We start from the raw sequence: 26,328 nt of genomic DNA on the forward strand, positions 1-26,328 counted from the left end.
TGCGCAAGATTGAGAGTTCGCACTGTGATCGGAAAGCCAAGAATGGAAAACTACGCGTTGAGATCTGTCTCGACCCTTGGATATAGCAGAATTCCCTCGCACCTTCCTTTTTGAGGATTGCTGTTCGATAGGTAGGAGAACAACTGATACATATGCTCCACGTGGAGTTTCTTAACTCCGAAGCAGTCTCGTGATAGAACTTTGTGTCCAAAATAATGTGTCGATCTCCTTTGTAGATCGACACATCAGTCTCCATTACAGGCAAGAGCTCTCGAGAGTCGCTTTCGAATCGCTCTCTGCTCTCCAATGAAATCTCTCCCTCCCGATCACTAGATCTGATCTTTCAGCCTTCAGAAAGTTATAGATAAAGGACTGAAAAACGCGCGCCATACGCTTTTCGTCATCAACGATATTTCGAAAGCGTTAGGCGCCTGAGGTGCTCGTCAGGGTTGAAGCGGCCGGCATGTGCCGGACCGACTTCCAACTCATCAACGGCTACTTCAAGGAAGCACTTAATTTGTCTTTCCCTGCAATCCCTGGCCATGAGATCGCCGGTTCAATAGCCGAGATCGGCGGAGCTGTGCCTGCCACTGCGAATCTTGCTATAGGTGATCAAGTCGTCGTCGTGGGGGGATGGGGAGATGCACCTGTCGGCAGTGTCGCTCGGGCAACGAGCAGATCTGCGGGCATGGAGCATGGCCAGGCTTTGGCCGATACGGAGGATACGGTGAATTTGTCCCCATCCCCTACAAATACCTCATCCGTATTGACAAGAACCTCGGGTTGAAATCGGAAAATTGGCGCCGCTAACGGACGCAGGCCTCACGCCATACCCCGGTCTGAAGAAGTTACGTGCCGCAGGTGTAGTCGGCCCGGATCGGCTGGTCGCTTTTTTGGCGCGGGCGGACTCGGGACCTACGCGGTGCAATATGCAAAGCTGCTCAGTTCGGGGGCATCGGTCGTAGTTTTCGCTCGGAGCGACGAAAAGCTATTGATCGCTAAGGAGCACGGCGCAGACTTCGTGATAAACACCAGGGGTAAGTCTCTCGCCGATATTCGTAGCGATCTCACACGAATGACAGGCCAAAGCGAGATCTATGGAGCCATCGACTGCGTTGGCGCTGAAGAGACGATTCAGACGGGCCTTGGATTGCTAGCGACGGCCGGGGCGTTCGTCTCGTGGGTCTTGTGGGTAACCGAATCGACATACCTTTATTCCCATTCGTTGCGCGTGAGTACTCATATCACGGATCGTTCTGGGGAAACTACACAGACTTGAGCGAAGTGATCGCTCTTGCTCAAGAGGGAAGAATCAAGCATGCCATCAAACGCATACGGCTTCAAGACATCAACGAGAATCTTGAGTTGATGGGCGACGGAGATATCGTCGGGCGAGCGGTGGTTGTCTATGGGGAAGGTACCAGGCAATCCAATCAAGAACAGGTTGCAATGGCAGCCGCCCGATAAAAATGGTCGAAGGAGACAGATGATGCGCGCGATTTCTAGCCTCATGCTTACGGTCGTCATCTGCCTCCTTCACAGTTGTATGGGAGGGAACACAATGGCCACAGACACGAACCTCGAGGCGAGGAACAAAGAGCACGTCCGGCATGCATTCGAAATGTGGAGTGAGGGAACCGCTAGCCCTTTCGATCTACTGGCTCCTGAGGCAAAATGGACCATCGTCGGAAATGCGCCGGTTTCCAGGACCTATAAGAGTCGTCAGGAGTTTCTTGACGCTGTGATCAAGCCATTCAACGCCCGAATGCAGCAGAGGTTCATCCCTAAAGTTCGAGCGATTTACGGCGATGGCGATATGGTCACGGCCGCATCAACTCGAGCACCCACGCCGTATAGATGTCGATCACCAGCACCTTTCCCGTGCGCTTGCATGCCCGGAAAGTGGAAACGATCCGGTCGATATTCTGTGAAGAGGAAATTAAAAACGCTTTGTCCAAGAAGGTATAGATCACCTTATTACGGGCCGCCGTAAAGACGCGTTCGATGCCGCCGTTGCTGAAATTGGCAAAAATGTCACAGCAGTACAGGGCGATGTTGCGAACCTTAGCGATCTCGACCAATTGTACGAGTCAGTCCAGAAACAAGAGTTCAAGACTCGAAACTTGCTGGGAAACCCGTAGCTGATCCTGATGTTTGGGCAGCTGTTCTCGCTACTTGACCCCATCAAGAAATTCTCCAATGGCTCCCGGTTCACACACTCTAGCGAAGTTTGCACCAGAACCCTTAAATGACCGGCATTTCCCAGACCGATCCGGATTGTTGGACGGGAAGGCGGTTATCATCATCAATCAATTCGTTACTCGATCATATTCGCCCGGCGCGAAGTTCAGCCGTACACAACGAACCCCGCAGGAGGGACGGTTAGAAATATGGCCTTCCCGTTCATCGATTCTACGGTTAACTTCTGGCCGATTTCTGGCGCCTTGGTTGAATAAACGCAAGTCAAAACACTGCCAGGCGCGTGAAGATCGTTGTCGATCGTTACGAACGCACTTGTTTCGTTGTCGGGGTCTGTGTTGATTGCACAGAGCAACTCGTTCTCATCAAAAATGCGCGACCACGATACGATGGAGCGCATCCTGCCCGCGCCGATTCGTTCGGGAAATCCGAAGTGCTGACCGTCTCCCGAAATCTGTCGCAGGAATTGCCGTCCGCGTCGCAATGGTAAGCGCTCTCGACGCAGCTTGTGGATCTTGCTTAGTTCCTGATACACAGGTTGGTCATCTATAAAGAAGTGGCGGTCGTGGGAACGGAAAGCGCCGAACCTGCCGCCGAACATCGACTCACGGATATAGCGGTCCGACGCGTTTCCACCGCCTTCACCATCGAACAGCTGCTCGGTTCCATAGTAGATGCATGGGATACCAAGGGTAGTGGCATTCAGTGCCATTACTGCCAAGACAAGCTTCCCGAAGCCGCCGGCGCAAAAACGATGCTTTTGCTCACCCTGATCCACGTGGTCGTGGTCGTCTACGGAAGTAACAACTTTGTCACGAAACCAGACGTGGGAATCCTTTCGTAGCAGCAGCGAATTTCTAAAAAGATCAAAATATTCGGTTGGATTAGTCTCGCCTTTCACCAAACCGATCATTTTCGCGCGCTCGTCGGAGATGCCGAGCGCGGCATCCAGACCTGTAACCTCCAACCGATCGAATGCGAATTCACGGCCGCCAGTGATTTCCCCGATGACATAAAAGTTCTCTTTGCCAATGGCCTCCGCAAATTCGTGGATTGCCGATGAGAAAAAGCGCGCCGCCCCTGGATCCATGTGCTTTACCGTATCGAGACGAAAGCCATCCAGGTCAGCAAAGGCAATCCAAAACTTATAGACCTCGCATAAGTGGCCTAATGTTGGTGATACCGAATAGTCGTCAATCTGGTCCACGCCGTTCAAGAGTTTTCGTTCGCCATGATGCAAGTCCTTCAGCCCGAAGAAGTCCCCGTCCGCAAATTCGGGAAAGAAATCAAAATTCTTAATATGTCCCTCGCGGGTAAACGTGTCCGCCGTCTGGAGCTCCGACGGCCAAATGCCAGCGTCGGGGAAGGCCTCGGGATGGATGCCGAGGTCGATCGGCGCAAATGGAAGCGTAGGATTGCCTGCGGAATCGCGAAATCCACGAACGCGGAACTGCTGCCCGTTCCAGGAAGGATTGTCCTGTTCGTAACGGAACACATCGCCGGAATGATTCAAGATGATATCGAGAATGATGCGCATCCCCATCGAATGCGCGGTGTTCACCAACCGTCGAAGGTCATCTCGAGTGCCGAAGTGGGGATCCACATCGAGGAAGTGCTGAATACCATACCCATGGTAGCTGTTGTCTGCATTGACCTGCTTAAACACAGGGCTGATCCACAGCACTGTCACTCCGAGGCGTTTCAAATAGCCTAACTTGGATTCCACCCCGGCGAGGTTTCCTCCGACGAAGTTAGTTCCAGCGTCCCGCCAGGCTGCAGCGTCGGAGGGCGTCCGGATCGCATTCCCGTTATCGCCGGGAACAAAGGGAGGTGTTGTGCCCGCGCTGACCGGGTTACCATTGTTATCGCGGAAGCCGCTCTCCTTCGCGTTGGAGAAGCGGTCCAACATAAGAAAGTAGACTACTTCGTCTTCCCAATGGGTTGGTGAAGGAAAGAAATCCTGATTGGCCACCATCCCACCGAGATTCAAGTTGCTGAGAGATTTCTCGGCCATAGTGGCTATAAAGATACTTCAAAAACTTCCATCCGTGCACGAGCATCCTGATTTTTGCGCGCTCACTGCATTGCATTCCGTGCTGATCGGCTCCGTTTGGCGCGAAACCCCATTTCATGAAAAACCCGGTGCTGCTGTCCACAAGCAACTAAAGGGTGCATTACCTTCCGGTAACTTCGGAACGGCAGGATCTGTCTCCAGAAACGCGGTTCTGCAAAGTTTTGGTCCGCAACGAATGTGCCGACTCCGGGCGGTTGGTCGGCAAACAGGAAGTGATCCATTCGTGACGGACAACTTCCGAATAGACCGTAACCCGGGAACTATTGTCGAACCATCACAGATGGCGACGCTGGACGAGTAGAGATTTCAGACGCCTTGCGACGACTCCTGCCTTGGCTGCCGATTCCACGCCATCGCGCTTAGAACTCTCTTTGGCTGGCGCGAAAATCTGGGCAGATGCAGAATTCCATTGACTAGGCGACTCATTCGGTCTAACGTTCGTTCCGGTTTGGTTTTCCGAATCGGCCAGGCTTGTCCGGCCCCCTCCATGGTTATTGTTCGCCGAGATACCGGCGAATCAATTGTTAGTTGCAGGAACACAAAAATGGAGTTTTATGTCCGATGAAGATGCTCTCCGCTGCTGCGCAACTGCTCAGTCGACCTTCGTTTCCTACGGTGCTTAAATCGTACAATCTCGCGTACTAGCGAAGGGGAGGATATGAACGAACAAAATGAAACGATAGAACGGCCGATGGAGCAATCGACTAAGGCAAATGACCTGAGGTCCACTGCGCCCTTGCCCGAGGCCCGAACGACTGCGTCAATCGCTCCACAGTCGGGAGGCGGAACATGTGGTTGTGGATGCGCTGCCAGTTCGCCTTCCAATGGTACAAGCACGGTTTCTTATGTCTATGCCATCGGCCGGGTCGAAGCTCGCTTCCCGAACCTCTCCGCGGAAAAGGAGTTTGCCCAGGCAACGGGACGGACAGAGACCGCCGGGAAAACCGACCAACAAACCTTCCACGCCGTATTGTCCAAGCGCGAGAACCGCTACCTGGTGCGCCAACTCTGCTGGGTACTGACCATCCAGGGGATGGACACCTACCTGTTGACGGCGCGCGATCCCGCGGACGTCGATCTGCTGGTGGAAGCCATCCGCCCTGCCCCCACCCCCAATGACATCGATGTCGTCATCGGCCTGCGGGGACCGATCGCCTCGCCGGAAATGTGCAATGGGCTCATGGTTCCCATTGTCGCATTCGACCAAATCTATTCCTTCGATCGCGACGCGCTCGTCAAGGCCATCCCCAGGCCGGAGAAGACGACGGCCGCGCAGTTCGCCCCCGCGGCCGAGGAACTGTTCAACAGGATCATTCAAATGACGGACAATGCCGGCGCGACCGATGAGCATCGCGCCTTGAATTATCTTGCGATGCGTTATCCGGCCATTTATGCCAAGGCCGCCGAAGAGTTTGGGCAGGCGTCTTCGCTGACCGGAGTGGAAGTGCGTCTCTCGCCTCTGAGCGGCACGCGCAACATCGTCGACGTCATCTTCTCCTACACCAATCGCAATACTGATTTCACGGAGAAGTTCTCTGTACGTTGCGACATGACCGAGGAGTTTCCGTTTCTGGTGACCAAGTTGTCACCGTACTACGACCGTTAAGACCTAAGTGAAGGGAGATCTTGAATGAAAGCTATTAGCATGCCAGGATTTACGGCAGAACAGTCACTGTATGGAAGCAACGGGCAGGCTTACGCGCGTGCATCTGATGCTCTGTATGCATCTGCTGTAGAAATAGTCCCGCAGGGTTGCTATTTGATAGATGGACAGTTTTGGTGTGATCTGCCTAGATTTCCTGTTCCTAAGCCTGGGCCTGAACATAAATGCCGTTTTGAATGCCGCCGCAGATTTAGTGGGCCGGAGTTGGCAGCCTGCCTTGCAGAGTGTTGAAGGATCCTAACTGGATGGTGTTGCCGTTACCGAGATGTCACCATACTACGACCACTAAGCCAAAAAAGCTGAAAGGAGACCTGGAATGAACACCCCCCCAGGCTTTGCTGCTGAGGCGTCGCTTTACAACGTTAGCACTCGCTACCAAGCCACTCCTGAAGCGACTGTCCACTGTGGGCTTGTCCAACCGGCTGGCCCCTTCTCTGATTACGCTAACTTGGATACGTCATTTCCTTTCTTCGGCCCCGTGTATACGCCTCGCCCGATCCCTTGCTTGAGGTGGCAGTGTATCGATTTTCCGAACCAGGGTCCATACTGCTTCCGAACATTAGGTTTTTGGAACTCTGTCACCCATCGTTGTGAATGAATATGACCTTGCCGAAAAGTGGCCCGCGTGATTGATTGTTATCCGAGTTAAGGATCAGAAGCTGCGCAAATAATATGCAACGCTGCTGAATCGCAAAATAGAATTTTCCGTTTTGCTAAGCGCGACACGGGCTATACACATTGCTAGCGTCTTCATGCGTCCCCGGGAATCGCGGCATCTTCATTGGCACTACCCACTGGGCGGCGTTTGCGCTTCAGAGAAACTCGCCCAGGTATTTAGGATGGGCAGAGCAATCATGACAAAACCTTATGGTTCCTTTGGAGTTAGTCAAGCTCACACCGTTGATGGAACGTACAAGCGGTAGGCTTGACGTTAAGATTGGGCTCATTGATGGGCCTGTCGTTAGTGGACATCCCGATCTGGCGAGTGAACATCTCCGCGAGATTACAGGAAACAACAGCGGTACCTGTACTCAGGCCAACAGTGCGGCATGTTTGCACGGAACCTTCGTTGCCGGAATCTTATCTGCAAAGCGGAGTTCCCCTGCGCCCTCGATTTGCCCAGCCTGTACGCTCCTGATCCGCCCTATTTTCGCGGAAGCAACCTCCGGGCGCGAACAGATGCCGAGCGCTACACCCCAAGAGCTTGCAGCGGCGATCATCGAATGTGTTGACGCAGGCGCACGGGTGATCAACCTGAGCCTTGCCTTGGCAAAACCTTCTGTCAAGGGGGACCAGGCACTGCAAGAGGCACTCAACCATGCCCTTAAGCGAGGTGCGATCGTGGTCGCAGCGGCGGGCAATCAGGGCACCCTCGGCAGCTCCGCCATCACACGCCATCAGTGGGTCATCTCCGTCATGGCTTGTAACCTTGCAGGTAGACCGATGAACGAGTCAAATCTGGGAAGTTCGATCGGCAGGTGGGGCTTAAGCGCACCCGGCGATGGTATTACCAGCCTCGGGGCTGAAGGACAAACTCTCACGCTCGGGGGTACCAGCGTTTCCGTGCCATTTGTGACAGGTACGGTTGCGCTGCTGTGGTCGGAATTTCCCTCTGCGACCGCCGCCCAAATCAAGCTCGCCATTACACAGGGATCCACACGGCGGCGCGCCTCGGTAGTTCCGCCGTTGCTTAATGCGGAAGCAGCGTACCAAATTCTGTTGACAGCAATTGGAAAGGGGTAAATGAGCCCGGTAAATCCGGGCCAAAATCCCACGAAAGATTCGCTGGTCTGTCCGACCGCCGTGAACAGTGTTCTCACAAGCTGGTTCCTGCCTAGTCGCCAGTGTTATCGAAAGGACTGCGAAACGTTAGGACTCTATCGTGACTGCCCAGACACAGATCCGCGCGGTCGCACGAATAGCTAGTCGGGCAGTTAGGATAGAGCCGTTTGAAGGGAGCCGCTGGCGTTTGCGGCGGATGCGATCGGGCTATGGGAATTCAATTGACTTTCGCCTGCAACAGATTGATGGATAGCGAGTTAGTAAAAAGAGGCGAAAGTCGATTGACACCCTTCCGGCAGCCCATAATGTCCAGAGTATCGCACGCATAGCATCCGCCACGCCAGCGGCTTAGTTCAAACGGGGTTTGCGGTAAGAACGCCGGGTTGGTGTGACAGTACACCCCCTCTCGTCAAGTCAGTTGATGCCAAATCGGACCTATTCACATCGACTGACACTTTTGCTTACATTGGGCGTCTCCGAAGGAAAAGTCACTTTATGGGTGCTTGCTGGAGGACGAGATCGCCTTTTGGATGCTCGAAGTGTCAACTTATGGTGTGTCTGAGCTGACAAGCCCCTGAAAATGCTGTAACGCGGAACTCAGCTTATGGTGCTACTCACATGGTTGTGGTTTGCACAATAAGTTGAAATTGTGACCGCATAAAGTGAAATTGTTAACCCCATAAGTATTTGCCCGGACTCATATCTCCTTCCGTGCTGCGAGCGGGAATAAAGGCAGTTCGTTCGCTTGGGACATCGGGACATTTTGACTTGACTCCTTGCCCGAGCGGAGCGTCACTGTATCTGTATGTTCACTGAGTCGCCAGATCAGTTACTCGAAAAATTGCCCTCACTTGGTAAGGCTCAGTTGAAAGAGCTATGGCAAAAGAGCTTCAGTCGCCCACCATCGCCACGTCTTCGCCGCGAACTAATGTTGCCGATCCTGGCGTTCCGGCTTCAGGAGATTTCGCATGGCGGTCTAAAGGAAGAAGCCCAGACGAGCCTCAAACAAGCCATCAGTTCGCTTCCGCTTAAGGGACACGCCGCCCCACGAAAGCTAAGAGCAGGCACCCGCATCGTGCGGGAGTGGAAAGGTAAGGTCCACGAAGTCATGATCACGGATGAGGGATTCGAGTATGAGGGCCAGGCATTCAAGAGCCTGTCTCCGATAGCTTGTCGAATCACTGGAACGCATTGGTCTGGGCCCGCCTTCTTTGGAACCAAAGGGAAGAAGTCTTGATGAAGGCTAGTCGCTGCGCCATCTATACTCGGAAGTCCTCCGAAGAGGGTCTCGATCAGTCTTTCAATTCACTGCACGCTCAGAGGGAGGCGTGCGAAGCCTACATCTTGAGCCAAAAACACGAAGGCTGGCATGCTCTGTCTGCCAAGTACGATGACGGCGGATTCTCGGGCGGGAACATGGAGCGACCCGGGCTCAAGAAGCTACTGGAAGATATAGCAACAGGCAAAATCGATACCGTTGTGGTCTATAAAGTAGATCGCCTGACCCGCTCCCTAGCAGACTTCGCCAAGATCGTAGAGACGTTCGACGGCAAAGGCGTCAGCTTCGTCTCCGTCACCCAGCAGTTCAATACAACGACCTCCATGGGACGGCTTACACTTAATGTCCTTCTTTCGTTTGCCCAGTTTGAAAGGGAAGTGACAGGAGAGCGCATACGTGACAAGGTGGCTGCCTCAAAGAAGAAGGGAATGTGGATGGGTGGCATCGTGCCGCTGGGCTACGACCATAAAGACCGTCAACTTCACGTAAACGAGGTAGAAGCAGAACAGGTACGTCACATCTTCAAGCAATACATCCGACTAGGATCCGTATTCGATCTTCACGACTATCTGAAAGACAATGGATACCGCAGTAAGCGTAGAACGACCACCGCCGGTCGTAATATAGGCGGCGCGGTGCTATCGAGAGGCACTCTCTATCATCTGCTCAGCAACCCGGCTTATATCGGCAAAACCCGGCATGGGGATACGCTCTATGAAGGTCGGCATGAGGCCGTTATTGATTCAAAGACGTGGGAGCAGGCGGCCGAACTTCTTGCTTCCAACCGCGTAAGACGAAGGACCTCTCACAATATTGCGTCTGGACGCCTTCTACTCGGCATCCTATTCGATGAGCAAGGGAATCGGTTTACTCCCACGCACTCATCGAAACGCAGCCGTCGTTATGCTTACTACACTTTGAAGGCGGCGAACAAGTCCAGTGCAACGGTTCAACGCTTGCCCGCTATTGGATTCGAGCAACTAGTTGTCGGACGCATTCGGGACTTACTCTCAAATCAAGTTGATCTAGCGGCGCAATTCAAGTCACTGTCGGTCAAAGAGACGAGATTACTCGTAGCTGCGGGACAGCATCGGGCGGAGCTATTGTCCGAAATTACCGGTGAGGAAACCGCCAAACTGATTCGTAAGATCGTATCTCGCGTGACTGTCCGCGAGACGGAAGTTCATGTCGAGATCAGAGGTGATTTGGTCCAATGCGATTTGTTGGGACAAAAGTCTGATACAGGCGCGGTCCCTGAGGGTATTCGTCTCTCGGTACCGCTTACAATCAAGCGCAAGTTATTCCGTCTCTGACGAAAGCTGTGGCTTGGTCACGCCATTGGGCTGATCAGATCGTTAGCGGAAAGCTCGTCACGATGGAAGATCTTGCGAAATCAGCCGGAGTAAGCAAAATCCATGCGCGGCGGATGCTTCGGTGCGCTGCTTTGTCACCAGCACGGACTGAACAGATCCTGGAGGGCCGTCAACCAGTCGATCTCACCTTCGACAAGTTGACCCGCAATCTACCGCTGTCCTGGGAGAAGCAGAATTTTGCCGGATAGCCGACTTCACTTTTAGGCGCTTAGAGGCTCGTAGAGGTCCTTACAGCAACTTCTTCAATCAGATTCTCACCTCCTTCTTTTAAGCGAGGCTCCCGGACTCGGCGCCAGGATTTGTTTGAAATGAATAAGACCTTACATTTACTTGCATCTGAGATTTGTCCAATATTCATCGGTGTTTTAGCGTCAATCCTCGGAATCGAGTTATCCGCATTCAGTAGCTGGGCGCCAAAAGCAAAAGGTAAGTGGGCGCCGAAAAGGAGGGTTCAGAAAGTGCGCTATGCTACGTTGCTTCTTAGCAAGGAGAGCGAAGAATGCAATCGTCGACAACACAGTTGGAGATTACTTACCTCCATACGACATCCCTGAAACCCGATCCACGAAACCCTCGAGTCCATAGCGACAAACAGGTTCGCCAGATCGCTCAGAGCATCGAGTCGTTTGGGTTCAACGTTCCGCTCCTGATCGATGACGAGCAGAGGGTCATCGCGGGCCACGGGCGTCTCCTGGCTGCGCGCAAGCTAGGGTGGGCCACTGTGCCGGCTATTCGGCTGAGTCATCTTACCGAGTCACAACGCATGGCCTTCCTGATCGCCGACAACCGCTTGACCGAGAACTCCTCGTGGGATGAGCGGATGCTCGGCGAGCAACTCAAAATCCTCTCCGAACTAGAACTTGACTTCGATCTGGAGACGATTGGCTTCGAGGTTCCTGAGATCGACCTCCTCATCGATGGCCTCAACACGGTGCCCGAGGCCGATCCCGATGATCGTTTGCCAGAGGTCTCGGAAACGGCGGTCACCGTCTCCGGCGATCTATGGCAGCTAGGCAAGCACCGTGTATTTTGTGGCGACTCACTGAGCACTGCCAGCTACGAGCGACTTATGGAGGGGGCAAAAGCTGATCTTGTGATCGCCGATCCTCCATACAACGTCGTCATCGACGGCCACGCCACCGGCAACGGCTCGGTCCATCATCGCGAGTTTGCGATGGCATCAGGAGAGATGAGTTCGACCGAGTTTACCGAGTTCCTTCGCAAGGCAATGCTCGCAGCCCGAGATCATAGCGTTGCCGGTTCTCTTGCTTACTACTTCATGGACTGGCGGCACATGACGGAGATTCTGTCTGCTGGAAGGCAAGTTTATACGGAGCTTCTGAACCTATGCGTCTGGGCAAAGAGTAACGGCGGCATGGGCAGCTTCTATCGGAGCGCTCACGAGTTGGTCTTTCTTTTCAAGAACGGAACCGGATCGCATCGGAATAACATTCAGCTGGGCAAGTTCGGGCGATATCGAACTAACGTCTGGAATTACCCAGGAGCGAATGCCTTCTCTCGCTCAGATTCTGAAGGGAACCTCCTTGCTCTTCACCCCACGCCAAAACCTGTTGCATTGATCGAAGATGCTATCAAGGACTGCACGGCAAGAGGAGATGTTGTCCTCGATCCATTTCTAGGCTCGGGCACTGCAGTTATCGCGGCCGAGCGTGCAGGGCGCCGATGCTATGGCCTAGAGCTTGATCCACTGTACGTAGATATCATCATTCGTCGGTGGCAACGGCAGACAAAACTTGACGCCGTGCATGTGGAGACCGGGGAATTATTCGACAGCAGAGAAGCGCGAGGGAGCCAATAAATTATGAGCAACGAGGATACGCCAGGTCACTACGAAGTCGGTTACGGGAAACCTCCTAAGGCCACTCAGTTCCAAAGGGGTATCTCTGGGAACCCCAAAGGCCGCCCCAAGAAGGTTCCGGACTTCGATACTGAATTGCTGAGAGAGTCCAAAGCACTCATCACTATCAACGACAATGGACAACGAATACGTATCTCGAAGCTCCAAGGCATAGCGAAACAACTGACAAATAAGGCATTGACCGGAAACATCTCTGCCTTACGGATGTTTCTTACTATTTGGCAACCAGCACTCGAGAGGGCTGCTCTGTCGGCAACACAGCAATTCAAAAGCCTGGAAGAGTACGACGACGTCAGGAAGATTCCCGAGGAAGAATTGGAGAGGTTTCTATGGGAGGAAATAGAGAGACAGAAGCGGAATGCTAAAAGAGACACGCAATAAAGTAGGGAATGATATCGGGCTGCTGTTCTGCAACGGCTCGCTCCTGGGCTGCCGATGCAAGCAGGGTTTCACTCGATTGCGGCGTCGGCCTCAGCAATTTAAGTTTGATGTGCGTTTCCTTTCTTTGAGAACGGAGACGCCATGGCTGGAAGCAGAACTGGAAGCCGTCCAACCGGAACTGATTGTATGCCTCGGAGCGACGGCAGCTCAATCGTTGCTTGGCGCGGGCTTCAGATCACGCAGTTGCATGTAAAGGTCCAACAGGCTAACGGCTTTCCTCTGATCATCGCCCCCTGCATCCGTCTGCCATTCTTCGCGTCAGGGCAGACGAAGACGGGAGCCGGACAGCAAAATTTTCCTGGATAACCTCCGACAGTGCATAGATTTTTTTTGAATAAATAAGCCTCCTATTTTCAATGAAAAAGTCGATTGTTGCACTGCGATTGAGGCAGAGCCTGATTGACAGCCTTCACCTGCATGGCGAACATAAGGCGAATATAGTTATATGTCCTCCGCTGCCATACTTCGCCGCCAGATCGATGCCGACCTCGCAAACCGGATACCTTCGGCGCTCACGCCTGCGCCGCGAACCATACGACCGGTTGCAGCCACTGGAATTCAGACTATCGATGACCTGCTGGAAGGAGGCCTCCCGCTGGGAGCCATTACCGAGATCGTCGGTCCTGAATGCTCCGGGAAAACTTCTTTTGCGCTCTCCTTTCTCGCTCAAATGACGCGAGCAGAAAAGGTGTGCGCCTGGATCGATGTATCTGACACTCTCGATCCAGAGTCGGCGGCAGCAGTGGGCGTGGATTTGTCCCGGCTTCTCTGGGTGCGCTGCGGACTACAAACTATGCCCCAGGCAAGACCACCAGCGCAACGAACGTTCTCTCTTCCAGCGAAATACATGGTTCCACCACCAACCAAGAAGGGACTGCATGGGGGAGGGTTCGGGTCGCATCCGCGCAACGAGGTCAAAGGACTTTCTGATGCTGTGAGCGGCCTGTTGAAACCGGAAGTATTTGCTCCGCGCTGTGCCGAGCCGAAGCGAAAAGAGCGACCGGAAAAAGAGAGCTTCGAGCCGAGCACACAAAAGATCGCAGTGGAGCGCCGCAGAACAACAGCTTTTCCCAACAAGCCTTGGGCACGGATTGAGCAGGCACTCCGTACAACCGATCTGCTTCTCCAGGGAGGCGGATTCAGCGCGATCATTTTTGACATAGGCAGCATCGCACCTGAGCACGCATCGCGGGTGCCCTTGGCGACATGGTCCCGATATCGAGCTGCGGCCGAGCAGACACAGGCCAGTATTCTGCTTCTCACGCAACACTCTTGCGCGAAAAGCAGTGTCGAGCTGTTGTTGCGGTTACAGCCTGGGAATGCACGCCGTGATGAAGCCACAGTATTCACCGGCATCGAGCATGAGATTGAAGTTGTACGCCGTCGCTTCGCGCAGGCTCCTACAAACGTCATCCCGATACGGAAACCGCCGCAACGTGCGACCACAACGACCTGGAAGAGTCGAACCACATGGGCGGGTCCGAGATGAGCAAAATTGCCGAACTGTACGCCTGTCTCTATGCGAAGGAATTTCCTGCGCAGGCATTGCTGCGGTTGAGATTAGAACTGCGAGACAAGCCATGCGTAGTCATGGAGGGCGCACCTTGCCAACGTGATCGTCACACCTGATCTTTATGACCGAGACCGCTTGGTGGTCACACGCAGCAAGTTCCTCCTGGTTGAGGGGCTGCTCCAGAATCAGGACAAGGTAATTCACATAAAGGCGACGCGCATTGTTGCCCTCTCCAATTTCGCGTTAGAAGTTACCTCACATGACTTCCATTGAGAGTTTCTTCGTAACTTCACCGATAGCCATAATGGCGCTTGGCCAAAATCAGATTAGTTTGAGATATTGCATTGAAGCCACATCCGCCGTTCATTAGTATCTCGAACGTGGTATGAGCATAATTTCGGCGCCTGACTGAGGAAGCGTCAACGACAAAGTTGTCTCTTCCAGGAGTGCGGAACGGCGCTCAATGTTGCTACGGAGAGTTCCTGTCGTCTCTCCGATTGTTCGCGTTGCCAAGAAGTGGTCCGGAAACAACGATTAGTTACTCATTAACAATTCGCGAGATGATGCCGTTCCACTGAAATTCGAGTGCGTACTCGGCACCAAAATCCGTGGAGTAGGTGAGCCTGAATCCTGACAGTGCACCCCGACCGCCGTCAAAGCGAACAGACAGACTGTCCCGCACGACAAGCACGCTATTGCCTAGGGGAAGCTCGAACCCAACCGATTGATCACGATAGCGTAATTGGAGACTTCTTGCCCTTCCTTGTCCATTGTTGAGGATTGTAAATGTGTCCTTTAGGAGGACACCCTCGCGGTTACTAGCAGCTGTAATCGAAATGTGTGGCGACGTTTGTTTGTCGGCGACGATAATACTTGATTCCGTTTGGCGATTTGCTGCGTCTACTTGTGCTCGTGCAGCATTAGCCTGTGCATCTGCCGCACGAGCCTGCCGAATCGCGACGAAACCGAGCGCTACCGCCACGAAAACTGCGCCTATGCTGCCGAGTGCCTGTAGCTGGGAGGAGTTATTGCCAAGCCAACACCACAATCCGCTCATTTCGTTTGCCTTGTAAGAGTATGGGAATAAGCATCTCACGTCCTAATAGGGCTTGTCTCAAGTTGAGAGAGTTCCTCCCCGGCAAATTGGTTCGATGCCTATAACGTCGCCAGGTAGACGATTCGGCCCGCCCAATAAATGCGTTCACAAATTGACTTTGAAGGCGCACTTATTCCATCCAGAGTTGGCCCAGACGCCTCATTTTGGGAAGAAGTTAGAGTGCAACTTGGTCTCCAACCAGTCGTAGCCTTCGGAGATGAATGGCTTTCCCCAATCCAGACTTCCAAAGACCCGATGAAGTACCGTGAAGTGCTCTTGTTTAGGGCTCTTTGTGCAGTCTTCGAACTCCTTGAACATCAGGTCTCTCCAGGCATTCAGAGTCGGCACGGACTGTCCCACCGCATACAGAATCTCCGTCGTCTGCCAGCCTAGTGCGAACATGAACCTGAAGTAGCGCTCGACAATCTGATCTAGATGCGCGTCCTCAATTCGTCCAAGCTCGCTCATCAACTCCCAGATCGAAAAGCACCACATCCTGACCAAGGTTGTGCCGTCAGGCTTGGACTCGAGTCCTCAAGTGTCCCCTGATTTCTCCCAACCGACATTCGAACCGCCTTTTCCGTCAGGTCTTCGAAGTCCGAGGCAATCTCATTCAACAAGTATGTGTACGGCGTATGAGGCGCGAATACTCCGCCCGCACCCCTTGCGAAGGATGAATCGTATTTCGAGTGGCTATAGATCTTCATGAGAATCTGCCACAGATCGGAGATATAGAAGTCTTTCTCTACGCCCTCATCAATCCCTGCGCCGATTGCCAGAACCTCGGTCTTGATCGCCAAATACAGCGGACAAGTCGATCGTTTTGACACCCTCTGAGTGGCTACATAGTTCTCGTCGGGCTGGTTGTATGGACCGTCGAGCTGACCGCTCTCGATCTTGTTCATCGCCGTAATGATCAAGGGATAGTGCGCGTTTGTGTCGTGGTACCAATGCGGGTTCTCAAAGGTCGATTCGACCAGCTTCTTCTCAGCATCGGTGTACTACAGGTGTTCGATCCCGCCGAATCTTTCAACGACGGCGGACTGTAAAGGAGAAGTCCCCGATACCAGCATCTCCCGCACGACAGTCTCAACAGCTTGCAGGCGGTTCTCTAGGGGATCCAGGAAAGAGCGCTGCGCGAGTAGGTCACCATCTCCAGATGCAATCCAAACGGAGGTGGTACCCCGAGTGGTGTATCTCGAAAGATGAGAAAGACGAGCGCTGCCAAACTTCCATATAATGGAATTCGGAGAGCCAAATAGATTTGGCCGTAGAATCATGATGCGAGAGGCTAGGCGCATGCGAATAGCAGCTTAAACGTGGAGATTCAGGAATGGCTGCTTCTACCGATCTTCCAGACATTGGGCTTCCGACTCCCGAAGAAGCGTATTCCGCGTTCAGAAGCTTCGTTTCTCAATTTGATCTAATAGAGCTGCTAAGTCAGTTGACACTAACGTGTCTCTTCGCCCAGAAAGATTTTTTGGGTGAAGCCAGCGACGAGCGGCGATGGGCTCGGTTCATTGAGTTTACCGCGGGCTATCTCGTTAGTCTCCAAAGACCGCAAAAACCTCTGCAGACGTTCGACGGTTCGCGCATAGAAGAGTTTGAATCGTTGGTGAAGCGCTACTTCGACTCCTTCATGGGGCATTTCTTGTCCGCTCAACCGGAAACCCAGGAACGAAAGTCCTCTGACGATCTCTTACGATCGGCCCAAATCTACTCTCTGTGGGTCCGTGGCGATGCCTACCCGCATCAATTCTTTACATATGCGCAAGAACTATACGGTCAACATGACACATGGTTCACCACTCATCTCGGGTTCACGATTGCGGACGCCATCGGCATAATTCACTCGGTCGATGAAGAGTTGAACAGACGAGTAAATGCATCTGCGGACGATGCGCGAAAAACCGCTCCCATCAAGGCGGAGGAATACCTGGAAGAAGCGGAGGCTCGGCAAATCAGCCGCAAGGAACTGGAAACCAGAGTCGCCATTCATCTTCATTATGGGGCGGCGGAAGCTCTCCTCCGATTTTCCTTAGACGAGCTTATCGATATATCCGGACGCGAGAAAAATGTTTGCGAAGCGTTTTTGCGGCGCATGAGCCAACCATTCGGTTATCACAATCCTGCCTTCCCCGATACGTTTACCGATTCGGCAAAGGCACCGTGGGATTACAACACCATTGACGAGAGGCCTTTCCTCGAAGACGGAGGCTTCTATTGGTTCTTTACCAATCCGATGATCGCATCCGTCTTGTTTCATACGTTCTACTTCGATCTGATGGCGGATAAGACGTACCGTCCTACATTCGAGAAGTCGAGGGGAGATTTCGTAGAGCGCAAAGTTCGGCAGTACATGATGAGAATCTTTCCGAACCAAATGGTTCTTGGGAATCCAAATTATCCAAACGGAGAAGAGTTCTCAGATGTCGCTGTCCTGCATGACGGGAAGATTTTGATCTTTCAGTGCAAGGCCAAAGGGCTGACGCGGGACGCCCGAGTAGGCGCAGACTTCAGCAAGCTAAGGTCCGATATGCAAGCCGCTATTAGAAACGCGTTTGACCAGGCCGTGCGCGCCAGAACCTATATCCGCAGCACAGATAGACCTGCGTTGAGCGTAGGCGGCCTAACATTGAAGATCGATGGCGAAATGATTACCGACATTTATCTGATAAATGTCACAATGATGCCCCTGCTGTAATTTTCTTCACGGTTTGAAAACATTGAAGAGGCGCTGGGACTGTTTCCGGAGAAGGAATACCCCTTCTCCGTCGCTCTTGGTGATTTGGACATTCTGACTCAACTGTTGCGCACGCCCGCCACATTCCTCCACTACATCAATCGACGCCTCGCACTGGAGAAGACGTCATTCGGCATTCATGCCGATGAATTGGACCTGTTGGGGTTTTATCTCTCCCAGGGGATGTATTTTCAGGTTGCCGATTTCGAAAAGATGACTGAAGTCTATTTGAATGGGTACTCCGACGAAATCGACGAATACGTGCACCGTACATACGACCTGAGGGAAGCGGTAGAGCCCCCGACCTCACCGACCCCCGTTGGATTCAACGACATGCTTTCCGCCATCGAATCCCTTACCAACATGTACCGAACCGATTGCGCCATTGCGCTGTTGGACATGAGTGGTTCAAGCCGCGCGAAGGTTGTCGAAATGGTCGAAAAATCCAAAACGGCTACACGTAACGACGGGAAGGGTCACTCTGTCTCAATGGGCTCTCCAGAGCAGTCCAGAGGGTTTTCCTTCATCACCGCTATCGGGGAAAATGCCGTGGAAGCAATCTATGAGCAGGCTGCGAGCTTTGCCATGCTGAAGAAATATTCGGAAAGATACGACGAGTGGTTTGGACTGGGCTGGCATCGAGACAGTGCGAAGGCGATAGATGTGGCGATCGGATTGCGGTTCCCTTGGCAACAAGATTTGGTTATGGAAGAGCTGGCACAGCGCTTCCTTAAATCTGGTACGCGGATTGAACTTAAGAACCTGTCCGGTGGCTGAGTTGAAGTATTCGGTGTTTGTTACTAACGGGATCGGCTAGCCTTGAAAGCGGAGAACCGCCGATGACCTTACAGATTGGAATGCTGGGACAGGATGGAATAATCCTAGCTGGTGACGCGAGAATCAACGCGAAGCCGATTCCGGACGCGGATGCCCCGTGGATGAGCTATGAAGGGCAGAAGATACACATAAGCAAGAGTGGTCGCATCGCGGTCAGTTGCGCTCATGACCTTCAAAGCGGAAGTCACGTTTCCGAAGCTATCTTTGCCAAGATGACGCCGGTGACTATCCAGGATGCGAGCGCGAAATAGAAGAGCTTGGCGCTGCGACCGCACAAGGCAGGAACGTTCAGTGCATTGTGGTTTTTGCAGACCCATTGCCGTGCATTTTTCTCTACACATATGCCAGGGTGGGCGATTCACAGCACAATGACTGCCAGCGAATCATCGGCTGTGTACCGTCAGGCGATACTCAGAATCCGGCAGTCTTTTGGGGAATGAGTCACTACAAGCAACTCCCCGTTGAACAACTGAAACGCTTAGCGGCTTGCATGGTGATAGCCGGAGGGAAGCGGAACAGCGCCATCGTTGGCGGTTTCGAGATGGTGCTCTGCACAAAAGATGGCTGTGTGCGGGTAGATGAAGCATCGACGAAGGAATTGCAGAGGCTAGCTCACGCGAAACTCCACGCCATCGGTGAGCTGATAATGAGTAAGCACCGTAGACGTACTGTGAGGACTTGATATGACGAACCCTGAATGCTCTGTGAAGGTGACCGTGTACCGTGTACGCCACGGCGACGGCATGATGTACTACGGCGCACGCTTCGAATATCTCGGCAGCCGAAACCGTACCGTCCGAGAGCAGTGTATCGCCTACAGATGCGCTCAACATGACAGTGAGAAGAATGGCGTATTGAGATGGCTTCAGGCGATGATTCATTGGGAGCAGGACAACTCTTCTTTTGAGGCGGCGCGACGCCGCGTGGCTTCAGAAAAATGAAGAAGGACAGGCCAATGCGACCTTAGCCTCGACGCGGTGACCTCTTCTCTTCTTTCACACGTCTTCAGCTCGCAGAACTCGTTGAGACGACAGACCCAGTATCGCCCCCTGCGAAGTGCGTTGGATCGCAGCAGCGCGATAGTCGAAGATCCGCTCGAGGGTGCGGCGGACGAAGAGCCAGTGAGCGATTGCGCCGAAGAGGCCGAAGGGCAGAGCGTAATCGACGGTATCCTTCATCTCGGTTCCGCCGGGCAGGGTCTGAAACGTTCTATAAGAAGGGAAGTCAACAAAAAACATTCCCCTTCGGCCGGATTGTTGTGGATTTCCAGCCCCCCTTGTAATCAAGCAGGATTTGTTCTCGCTTTCCGCTCCAAAGGCTCGGGACGCTGCGGACAACCGTGTAGCGTTTGTGGGTCTTCTCGCTGCGGTTTTCATGACTCGATACACGACGAAGCCAGTGACTTGTGAAACCGGCAAGCAGACCGTTGGTCATGTGCCAACCATGGTTCTATCTGGGACTTGTGGCCCATTGCTTTTTCAGGTTATCCGAGAGGACCTAGGTCGGCTGTGAGACTGGGTGCCCGAGGCACCGCGCGTCTAACTTTTCAGTTGAGACTCACCTACATGTGAGCGCAGTCGATTAGTTCAAAATTAATAGAAGGAAGATAAGATTACGACAACATCCCCTTGCAGCATGAAAGAACATAGGGCGATACATAACCGAAAACACCTACTACATTTATTGACAATAATCGTTTTTTAACACGGGTTAGATTTTAATGAAAACTATTGTATTTCTGCTTAAGGTTACCTGCATTGCCCTCCTTTGTTTTGGCTCTCTAGCCAACATCCACTCTCAAACGCCGCAACAATTGGAGCAGGGTTTCATTCCCGGTGCCTCCTTCGACGTGACGTCGATAGACTCCGTAGGGCTTGCAAATGGGAATCTAATTCTCAATATTCCGCTTATATCTTACAAGCAAAGAGGTAGCCTTCCAGACTTTACACTCAACATTCGCTATAACGGAAAAAGCTGGGACACCACATTCACTAATAGCGGCGGGCTTCTGGGGCAGGAATGGGTATTTAGTGGTGAAGGCATTGAAATTGCTCGAGGAGGAGCATATTCTGTAGGCCTCGCAACTCTCACTGCACCCGACGGTAATGCGCAAAACACGAATCTTATCTATGATTCTAGCGGCGCTACCCATTCAGTCGGTTGGAGCACCCCAACAAACGTTTTTGATGGTGAGACCATCGACGGAACGGCATTACAGTTCAAATTTTCGCAAGTTATCGATCGGGATGGGATAGTCAACACTGATTTGGTAGCTGATGAAGATTTCAATCAATTCGGGGTGGCTCAAAATGATCCCCTGGGAAATAAGATAACTCCCATAATTCAAAATAACACTAGAGTATCTGGATGGATAGATTCGATAGGTCGGTCAATTCCAGCCCCGCCCTATGCGGCCCTTCCCTCACAGCCACCATCTCCCGGATGTACCACCGTTAACTTTCCTGGACCGCAAGGTGGAATTTCCCCTGTAGTTTTTTGCTATTCCCCCCACCAGATCATCTCCGCCTTCAATATTTCTGGTATTAAAGAAGAAAATATTACTTTCTCGTTATTAGACACAATTACTTTACCCTCAGGCGATAAATGGACATTCAGCTATAACAGCTGGGGAGATCTTAGTGGAGTTGGTTTGCCGACCGGCGGCAGTATAGCCTACGAATGGATTACCATACCGGATGGTTGCGCTAATAGCACACCTATGAATAGAGCTGTTTCTCAGAGAACCATTAATGATGGACAGTCAAGTAAAGTATGGAAATATAACTACAGCCCTCAAGGTATATCTCGCCACGCCACGTTAGTAACTGACCCCCAATTGAATGATACGTTGCATATATTCGCTCCCCTTGGAAGTTCTTTTGGGTCGTGTGGCAACAATGAATATGAGACCGATGTTTTTACGGGCTCTTATTCAGTTCCCTCATATTCTGGAAGCTGTAGTCAGCTTCCTAGCGCCCCGAATCTAATCAGCGCAAAATTTACAACCTACGTGGGCGCCAGCGATAGCAGTGGTTCTCCGCTCTTTGTAGGCGGCAGTGGCGGAGAGCTCCCAAAAACGATCACTACAATGTGGCCTAACGGCGAAATGAGCACCATCACCAACAGTTATGATATGAGCGGGACTTGGTATGACCAAAGTGCGGTAGTTGCGTCAGTATCCCCTTCACCACTAATGCACTCGTTCAGCTACGGAGTTAAGAAATCGCAGCAAGTTACAGATTATGGACATTGCGCTCCCGGAAATCTCTTGGCAACTACAAATAACCAATATTACTGGGAGATCTCAGGAAATCGTGACTATTTGTCGAGTAATTTGATTGATCTAATGCAAAATAGTCAAACCATCGATGCGGCGACAGGAAAAACCGTAGCCACTTCAACATTTAGCTATGACGACAACAATGGAAGCCCGCAAGGTATATTCGGAAACCAGACCTCCATTTTGCGAGGAAGCGGCTCAGAGCAGACCAAAATTTCGACGGTCTACAACGGTTTTGGTATGCCTACTCAATCTGTAGATCCAAATGGAAATCCTACAACATATAGCTATGATAGTACCGGTCTATTCCTCAGCGGGATACAACATCCAACGACAAATGGAGTTAACCATACCGTAGGTTATGGATTCGATCGTAATACTGGAGCCGTTATTTCAACAACGGACGAAAACGGAGTGGTATCCAACTATTTTTACAATGATCCTTTAGGACGCATCTCTCAAGTAAGAAATGCGGTGGGCGCGTCTTCGGAAAACTGGATAACATATCAGTATCCTAGTCTGAGGCAAATCAATGTGGCACAGGATGAAAATACAAAGGGCGATGGCCTGCTGAAAAGTAGCACAACATTTGATGGTCTTCGTCGAGTGATTCAGCAGACTAACCCAAACGGCGCTGTGATCGATAAAACCTATGATGGTCTTGGCAATCTTCAGACGCTATCTAATCCGCATATTGCCTCTTCATCGACCGATGGGACTACAACATATGCTTACGATGCGCTTAATCGAATCACTATTCAGACACAGCCAGACGGTTCAGTTCAAAGATGGGCTTATAGCGGCAGCCAGACAAATTTAACCGATGAGGCAGGCCATACTTGGTCGCGCAATTACGACGCACTGGGGCGTCTCGGTAATGTCACTGAACCTAACGGTGCCTCCACCAGTTACGTTTATGACGCTGCGGGGAACCTTACTAGCGCGACACAGATCGGTGCATCCGGTGACACAGGGCGTTCTCATAGGTTTAGTTATGACTCGCTGTCACGCCTTCGGTCCGCCACGAATCCTGAGACTGGAACAATCAACTACAACAGCTACGATGCCGACGGTAATTTGATCAGCAAGACGGACGCGCGTGGCATAACGACTAGCTATACCTACGATGCTCTAAACCGTTTGACGCAAAGGAGCTATAACGATGGTGTAACTTTACCTATTCTTTATGGCTATGACGCGAAAAGCATCCTTATTGGATCGACTCACACCACTCCAACAAATGGAGTGGGTCGCCTTAGTTGGAGTTGCACTCTATTACCTAACTCTTGCCAAAGCATGACTTCATACAGCTATGATCCGATGGGAAGAATTGCTCAGCAGTGGTATCTCCGGCCTAGCAATCAGACGGGAGCAGCTGACGTGGTGAGTGCTTCTTATAATTTGGCTGGCAATATGACATCGCTGACCTATCCAGATGGACGTAACGATACACAGAGCTGGGACAGCGCAGGTCATCTGCAAACGGTCACCTATGATAATTGGAATGGTCAACATGTAGGATATCCATATATTTCTTCGGCAAGCTATTGGCCGAATGATGCAGCCCAGGCCATATTCTATGGGAACAATACGGCGACTGGATATCACATGAACAATCGCCAACAGATTGACACGTTTGATCTCGTATATCTTCCTTCAAATACCGTATATTCCTCGCTAGTCTATTGTTTTGGTGTCGCCACCCAACCTCTCGCGTCAGGCTTCCCGTCCTGTGACCAACTCACAAATGGCAACAATGGAAATACCCTGCAAATCAAGGACGTACTAAATCCGGCCAATAACCAGTCATTCAGCTACGATGCACTGAACCGGATTATAAGTGCCTCATCCTCAACGTACTCTCAGCAATATGCGATCGATTCCTTCGGCAATATGAGCATGATGGCGAATGGCTCGGCCATATACTCGTTCGATCCGACTACCAACCGTATCAGTAACCTGCCTTGCGCGAGCGCATTCGCGCCGTATGACGCAGGAGGCAATCAGCTCTGTGATACCGATCAAAATGGAGCCTTCCGGAAGTATGGTTTTGATGCCGCTAATCGGATCACTCAGGTCACGATGTTCGGAACCACTACTCCTTTTGAAAACTATTTTTACGATGCCAATGACAACCGAATCAGCAAGACTGGTGCGGACGGAAGCTCAACGGAGTACATCAACTTTAACGGTCAGCCGATTGCAGAGCGGAACAGCGGCGGTAGTTGGAGTGATTACATCTTCGCTAATGGAGAGAGAATCGCACGATCTGACACCTCAACGGCCCCTTTGAATGGTCAAGCTAGCACGACTTACTATCACGTCGACCGGCTTGGTTCAACTGTTGCTTTGACGAACGGTAGTGGCGCTCTCGTGGAATCAGGGCGGTTTCTACCCTTTGGACAAGAACAAAGCTCCGAAACAAATTCAAACCACTATAAATTTACCGGCAAAGAACGGGATACCGAATCAGGGAATGACTACTTTGGAGCCAGATACTACAGCTCCAATATGGAACGATTCATGAGCCCAGACTGGGCAGCGCAGGCGGAGCCTGTTCCCTACGCAAAGCTCGACAATCCTCAAAGTCTAAATCTGTACTCCTACGCGCTGAACAATCCGCTTCGTTATGCGGATTCGGATGGGCACGCGGCGACCTGTGGAGGCAACGACAACTCTACCTGCAATGTCACGGTGACAACGATCAGTCAGAATGTGAGCTTTTATGATGGCAAGGGGAATCTCACTTCGACTGTAAATGTCACCACCAATCTAACGACTGTCTCCAATTCTGTCTCAGGAGCAGTCGTTTCTACCACTGCATCGGGAACCGCAACGAATGTCCGTGGTCAGGCCTTCAGCAACTCCCAGCTATCCACGATCGGTTCAACCATTGCCGGTGTACAGCAAGCGGGCGCTTCAATGGCCTTAGGAGCAAATCCAACTCAGCTACTAACAGCAATTACCGCGAAAGAGAGCACTTTGGGGATCGCAGCGCCGGTCAACCCATTGCAACTCTCCTGTAGCTCAGGTACCTGTTCGAACGGAGACAGGGATCACAACATACAAGGGGCTTTGAGCGTATTGCAAAACTTAGGGAAACGTTCCGACTACGATCCGGCGAGCACCTACAGCAGATATAACGGTGTTCCTGATCCAGGTCAGCGGGCTACGAACGTTAGAAACTTCATGAACATTTACAATGGGATGAGGCAAACATCGGGAATTTGGTCCCCGTCGATGCCGTCGGCCCCTATCCCTGCGGGACTTCAATAATGAGAATACTTGGGATCAAAGGACTGCTTGCTTTTGCGCCAATGCTGTTAGCGACCCAGCAGCTTGCATTTGCTCAAACTCCAATATCTTCTCCTGCTTTTGCGTGCAAGGAAATCCATAGAACTCTTGCACCCAAAAACCCGCGCATGGCCGCAGATGGGAGCATCATCCCTGGACAGGCAATCGTCCAAGAAAGTCTTACCCTCAGTGAGGGCGCGACCGTAAAGATCGTCGAGTATCCTCGCTCTGGAAAAGACCTGGACAGCTACAACTCCACTATCATCGTCCAGCGCGGTCAGGAACAGAAGAGTTACCCGGTCGAGAGGTTGATCAAATATGGATCGGTTCTCCGGCTAGTCGAGGTTGCTTCACTGTGTACATCATCCGACCAAGGGCTGTTTTTTTTAGCCTTCGAAGCAGGATCAAGTGGTGCGTCTGAAGGCTTCGTCGTGGTCCGATACTCCACAACAACGGTCGATGTTCAAGCCTTCCCCATGGCCAATCAGGGACGAATTGTTATCAAGAGGGCTGCGCCTAATGAGGTTGAACTATGGTCGGCAAATGCCGATAGCACCGAATGCGATGCCTGTAAGAAACACTACTCAGTGCAAAACTGCCATGTCGAGCAGCAAAGCATAGAGTGCAAGCTGCAACCTGGGGCCGGTGAGACTCTGTCACCCAACAAGCTTATGAATGCAAGAATTGTGATTCGTTGAAATGATCAATCAAGGCCGTCTCTTCGGGGACGGCCTTGCTGCGTCTGTGGCCTCTGGCCCGTATGCCGCCCGGAGGAAAAGTACGCTGCTTTCATCGAATTGCCTTGAAGGGGTGTAAATTGAACTGCGAGATTAGAATAGTAGTGTGTGGTTCAGCAAGTGGAGGCACGCTGTCGA

General features: G+C 52.0%; 25 protein-coding genes. 19 read left to right on the forward strand and 6 right to left on the reverse strand.

Features of this window, described 5'->3' with window-relative positions; all coding sequences use genetic code 11:
* Positions 1-436: 436 nt before the first annotated feature.
* The 3 genes from BDD14_RS32470 to BDD14_RS32480 are packed head-to-tail and all read left to right on the forward strand — an operon-like array spanning position 437 to position 1,467.
* Positions 437-787 (forward strand): alcohol dehydrogenase catalytic domain-containing protein, encoded by a 351-nt coding sequence (locus tag BDD14_RS32470; protein WP_207231772.1) that lies wholly within the window; start codon positions 437-439, stop codon positions 785-787.
* A gap of 42 nt (positions 788-829) precedes the next feature.
* Entirely contained in the window at positions 830-1,279 is a 450-nt protein-coding gene (locus BDD14_RS34570) for a zinc-binding dehydrogenase (RefSeq protein WP_423201805.1), read from the forward strand.
* Positions 1,276-1,467 carry a hypothetical protein gene (locus BDD14_RS32480; RefSeq protein WP_207231774.1) on the forward strand — a complete coding sequence of 64 codons (192 nt, stop codon included), beginning with the start codon at positions 1,276-1,278 and terminating at the stop codon, positions 1,465-1,467. Before BDD14_RS34570 ends, BDD14_RS32480 begins: the two co-directional genes overlap by 4 nt.
* Before the next feature lie 353 nt (positions 1,468-1,820).
* On the opposite strand, the gene BDD14_RS18860 is transcribed toward BDD14_RS32480, so the two are convergent.
* Both BDD14_RS18860 and BDD14_RS18865 read right to left on the reverse strand, forming a co-directional pair.
* Complete coding sequence (locus BDD14_RS18860; RefSeq protein WP_130420186.1) at positions 1,821-2,081, reverse strand: hypothetical protein; 261 nt, start codon at positions 2,079-2,081, stop codon at positions 1,821-1,823.
* 266 nt (positions 2,082-2,347) lie between these two features.
* On the reverse strand, positions 2,348-4,213 hold the full coding sequence (locus BDD14_RS18865; RefSeq protein ID WP_130420188.1) for an alpha-amylase family glycosyl hydrolase: 1,866 nt from the start codon (positions 4,211-4,213) through the stop codon (positions 2,348-2,350).
* Between BDD14_RS18865 and BDD14_RS31940 the strand changes: the two genes are divergently transcribed.
* The 10 genes from BDD14_RS31940 (at position 4,164) to BDD14_RS18905 (ending at position 14,179) form a co-directional block, all read left to right on the forward strand.
* Complete coding sequence (locus BDD14_RS31940) at positions 4,164-4,574, forward strand: hypothetical protein (RefSeq protein ID WP_165419824.1); 411 nt, start codon at positions 4,164-4,166, stop codon at positions 4,572-4,574. The two genes, BDD14_RS18865 and BDD14_RS31940, sit on opposite strands and share 50 nt — an antisense overlap.
* Before the next feature lie 357 nt (positions 4,575-4,931).
* Positions 4,932-5,879, forward strand: coding sequence for a cyanobactin maturation protease PatG family protein (locus BDD14_RS18870; protein WP_130420190.1), 948 nt, complete (start codon positions 4,932-4,934; stop codon positions 5,877-5,879).
* A 960-nt stretch (positions 5,880-6,839) separates the two neighbouring features.
* Positions 6,840-7,679 (forward strand): S8 family peptidase, encoded by an 840-nt coding sequence (locus BDD14_RS18875; protein WP_207231776.1) that lies wholly within the window; start codon positions 6,840-6,842, stop codon positions 7,677-7,679.
* A gap of 844 nt (positions 7,680-8,523) precedes the next feature.
* Positions 8,524-8,955 carry a DUF2924 domain-containing protein gene (locus tag BDD14_RS18880; protein ID WP_130420194.1) on the forward strand — a complete coding sequence of 144 codons (432 nt, stop codon included), beginning with the start codon at positions 8,524-8,526 and terminating at the stop codon, positions 8,953-8,955.
* Positions 8,955-10,310, forward strand: a complete 1,356-nt coding sequence (locus tag BDD14_RS18885; RefSeq protein WP_130420196.1) for a recombinase family protein — start codon at positions 8,955-8,957, stop codon at positions 10,308-10,310. The genes BDD14_RS18880 and BDD14_RS18885 overlap by 1 nt, the downstream gene beginning before the upstream one ends.
* 559 nt (positions 10,311-10,869) lie before the next feature.
* On the forward strand, positions 10,870-12,189 hold the full coding sequence (locus tag BDD14_RS18890; RefSeq protein ID WP_130420198.1) for a site-specific DNA-methyltransferase: 1,320 nt from the start codon (positions 10,870-10,872) through the stop codon (positions 12,187-12,189).
* 3 nt (positions 12,190-12,192) lie between these two features.
* The gene (locus BDD14_RS18895; protein ID WP_130420200.1) at positions 12,193-12,630 is read left to right on the forward strand and encodes a DUF5681 domain-containing protein; all 438 of its coding nucleotides are present in this window, start codon (positions 12,193-12,195) and stop codon (positions 12,628-12,630) included.
* Entirely contained in the window at positions 12,608-12,883 is a 276-nt protein-coding gene (locus tag BDD14_RS34010; protein ID WP_341273314.1) for a uracil-DNA glycosylase family protein, read from the forward strand. The genes BDD14_RS18895 and BDD14_RS34010 overlap by 23 nt, the downstream gene beginning before the upstream one ends.
* A complete protein-coding gene (locus tag BDD14_RS32485) occupies positions 12,817-12,996 on the forward strand; it encodes a hypothetical protein (protein ID WP_207231777.1) in 180 nt (59 codons plus the stop codon). The genes BDD14_RS34010 and BDD14_RS32485 overlap by 67 nt, the downstream gene beginning before the upstream one ends.
* 139 nt (positions 12,997-13,135) lie before the next feature.
* Complete coding sequence (locus BDD14_RS18905) at positions 13,136-14,179, forward strand: ATPase domain-containing protein (RefSeq protein ID WP_130420202.1); 1,044 nt, start codon at positions 13,136-13,138, stop codon at positions 14,177-14,179.
* Between the two features lie 562 nt (positions 14,180-14,741).
* Here BDD14_RS18905 and BDD14_RS18915 read toward each other — a convergent pair.
* The 3 genes from BDD14_RS18915 to BDD14_RS18925 all read right to left on the reverse strand — a co-directional run bounded on the left by BDD14_RS18915 (position 14,742) and on the right by BDD14_RS18925 (position 16,204).
* On the reverse strand, positions 14,742-15,260 hold the full coding sequence (locus BDD14_RS18915) for a hypothetical protein (protein ID WP_130420204.1): 519 nt from the start codon (positions 15,258-15,260) through the stop codon (positions 14,742-14,744).
* Positions 15,261-15,458: 198 nt separating this feature from the next.
* Positions 15,459-15,767, reverse strand: coding sequence for a hypothetical protein (locus BDD14_RS18920; protein WP_130420206.1), 309 nt, complete (start codon positions 15,765-15,767; stop codon positions 15,459-15,461).
* Positions 15,767-16,204 (reverse strand): hypothetical protein, encoded by a 438-nt coding sequence (locus BDD14_RS18925; protein WP_130420208.1) that lies wholly within the window; start codon positions 16,202-16,204, stop codon positions 15,767-15,769. The genes BDD14_RS18920 and BDD14_RS18925 overlap by 1 nt, the downstream gene beginning before the upstream one ends.
* 575 nt (positions 16,205-16,779) lie before the next feature.
* Here BDD14_RS18925 and BDD14_RS18930 point away from each other — a divergent pair.
* The 4 genes from BDD14_RS18930 to BDD14_RS31945 all read left to right on the forward strand — a co-directional run bounded on the left by BDD14_RS18930 (position 16,780) and on the right by BDD14_RS31945 (position 19,820).
* Positions 16,780-18,003 (forward strand): hypothetical protein, encoded by a 1,224-nt coding sequence (locus BDD14_RS18930; RefSeq protein WP_165420152.1) that lies wholly within the window; start codon positions 16,780-16,782, stop codon positions 18,001-18,003.
* 84 nt (positions 18,004-18,087) lie between these two features.
* Positions 18,088-18,819: a hypothetical protein gene (locus BDD14_RS18935; protein ID WP_130420212.1), complete on the forward strand. Its 732-nt coding sequence runs from the start codon at positions 18,088-18,090 to the stop codon at positions 18,817-18,819.
* A 62-nt stretch (positions 18,820-18,881) separates the two neighbouring features.
* Positions 18,882-19,130, forward strand: coding sequence for a hypothetical protein (locus BDD14_RS18940; protein WP_130420215.1), 249 nt, complete (start codon positions 18,882-18,884; stop codon positions 19,128-19,130).
* A 432-nt stretch (positions 19,131-19,562) separates the two neighbouring features.
* Positions 19,563-19,820 carry a hypothetical protein gene (locus tag BDD14_RS31945; RefSeq protein ID WP_165420153.1) on the forward strand — a complete coding sequence of 86 codons (258 nt, stop codon included), beginning with the start codon at positions 19,563-19,565 and terminating at the stop codon, positions 19,818-19,820.
* Between the two features lie 54 nt (positions 19,821-19,874).
* Here the strand turns inward: BDD14_RS31945 and BDD14_RS18950 are convergent, their stop codons facing one another.
* Positions 19,875-20,117 (reverse strand): SRPBCC family protein, encoded by a 243-nt coding sequence (locus BDD14_RS18950; RefSeq protein ID WP_165420154.1) that lies wholly within the window; start codon positions 20,115-20,117, stop codon positions 19,875-19,877.
* A 482-nt stretch (positions 20,118-20,599) separates the two neighbouring features.
* Between BDD14_RS18950 and BDD14_RS18955 the strand changes: the two genes are divergently transcribed.
* The gene (locus BDD14_RS18955) at positions 20,600-25,435 is read left to right on the forward strand and encodes an RHS repeat domain-containing protein (RefSeq protein WP_130420219.1); all 4,836 of its coding nucleotides are present in this window, start codon (positions 20,600-20,602) and stop codon (positions 25,433-25,435) included.
* On the forward strand, positions 25,435-26,151 hold the full coding sequence (locus tag BDD14_RS18960; RefSeq protein WP_130420221.1) for a PHD finger domain-containing protein: 717 nt from the start codon (positions 25,435-25,437) through the stop codon (positions 26,149-26,151). The genes BDD14_RS18955 and BDD14_RS18960 overlap by 1 nt, the downstream gene beginning before the upstream one ends.
* Positions 26,152-26,328 lie beyond the last annotated feature (177 nt).

This window comes from Edaphobacter modestus (genome assembly GCF_004217555.1).
GTDB lineage: Bacteria > Acidobacteriota > Terriglobia > Terriglobales > Acidobacteriaceae > Edaphobacter > Edaphobacter modestus.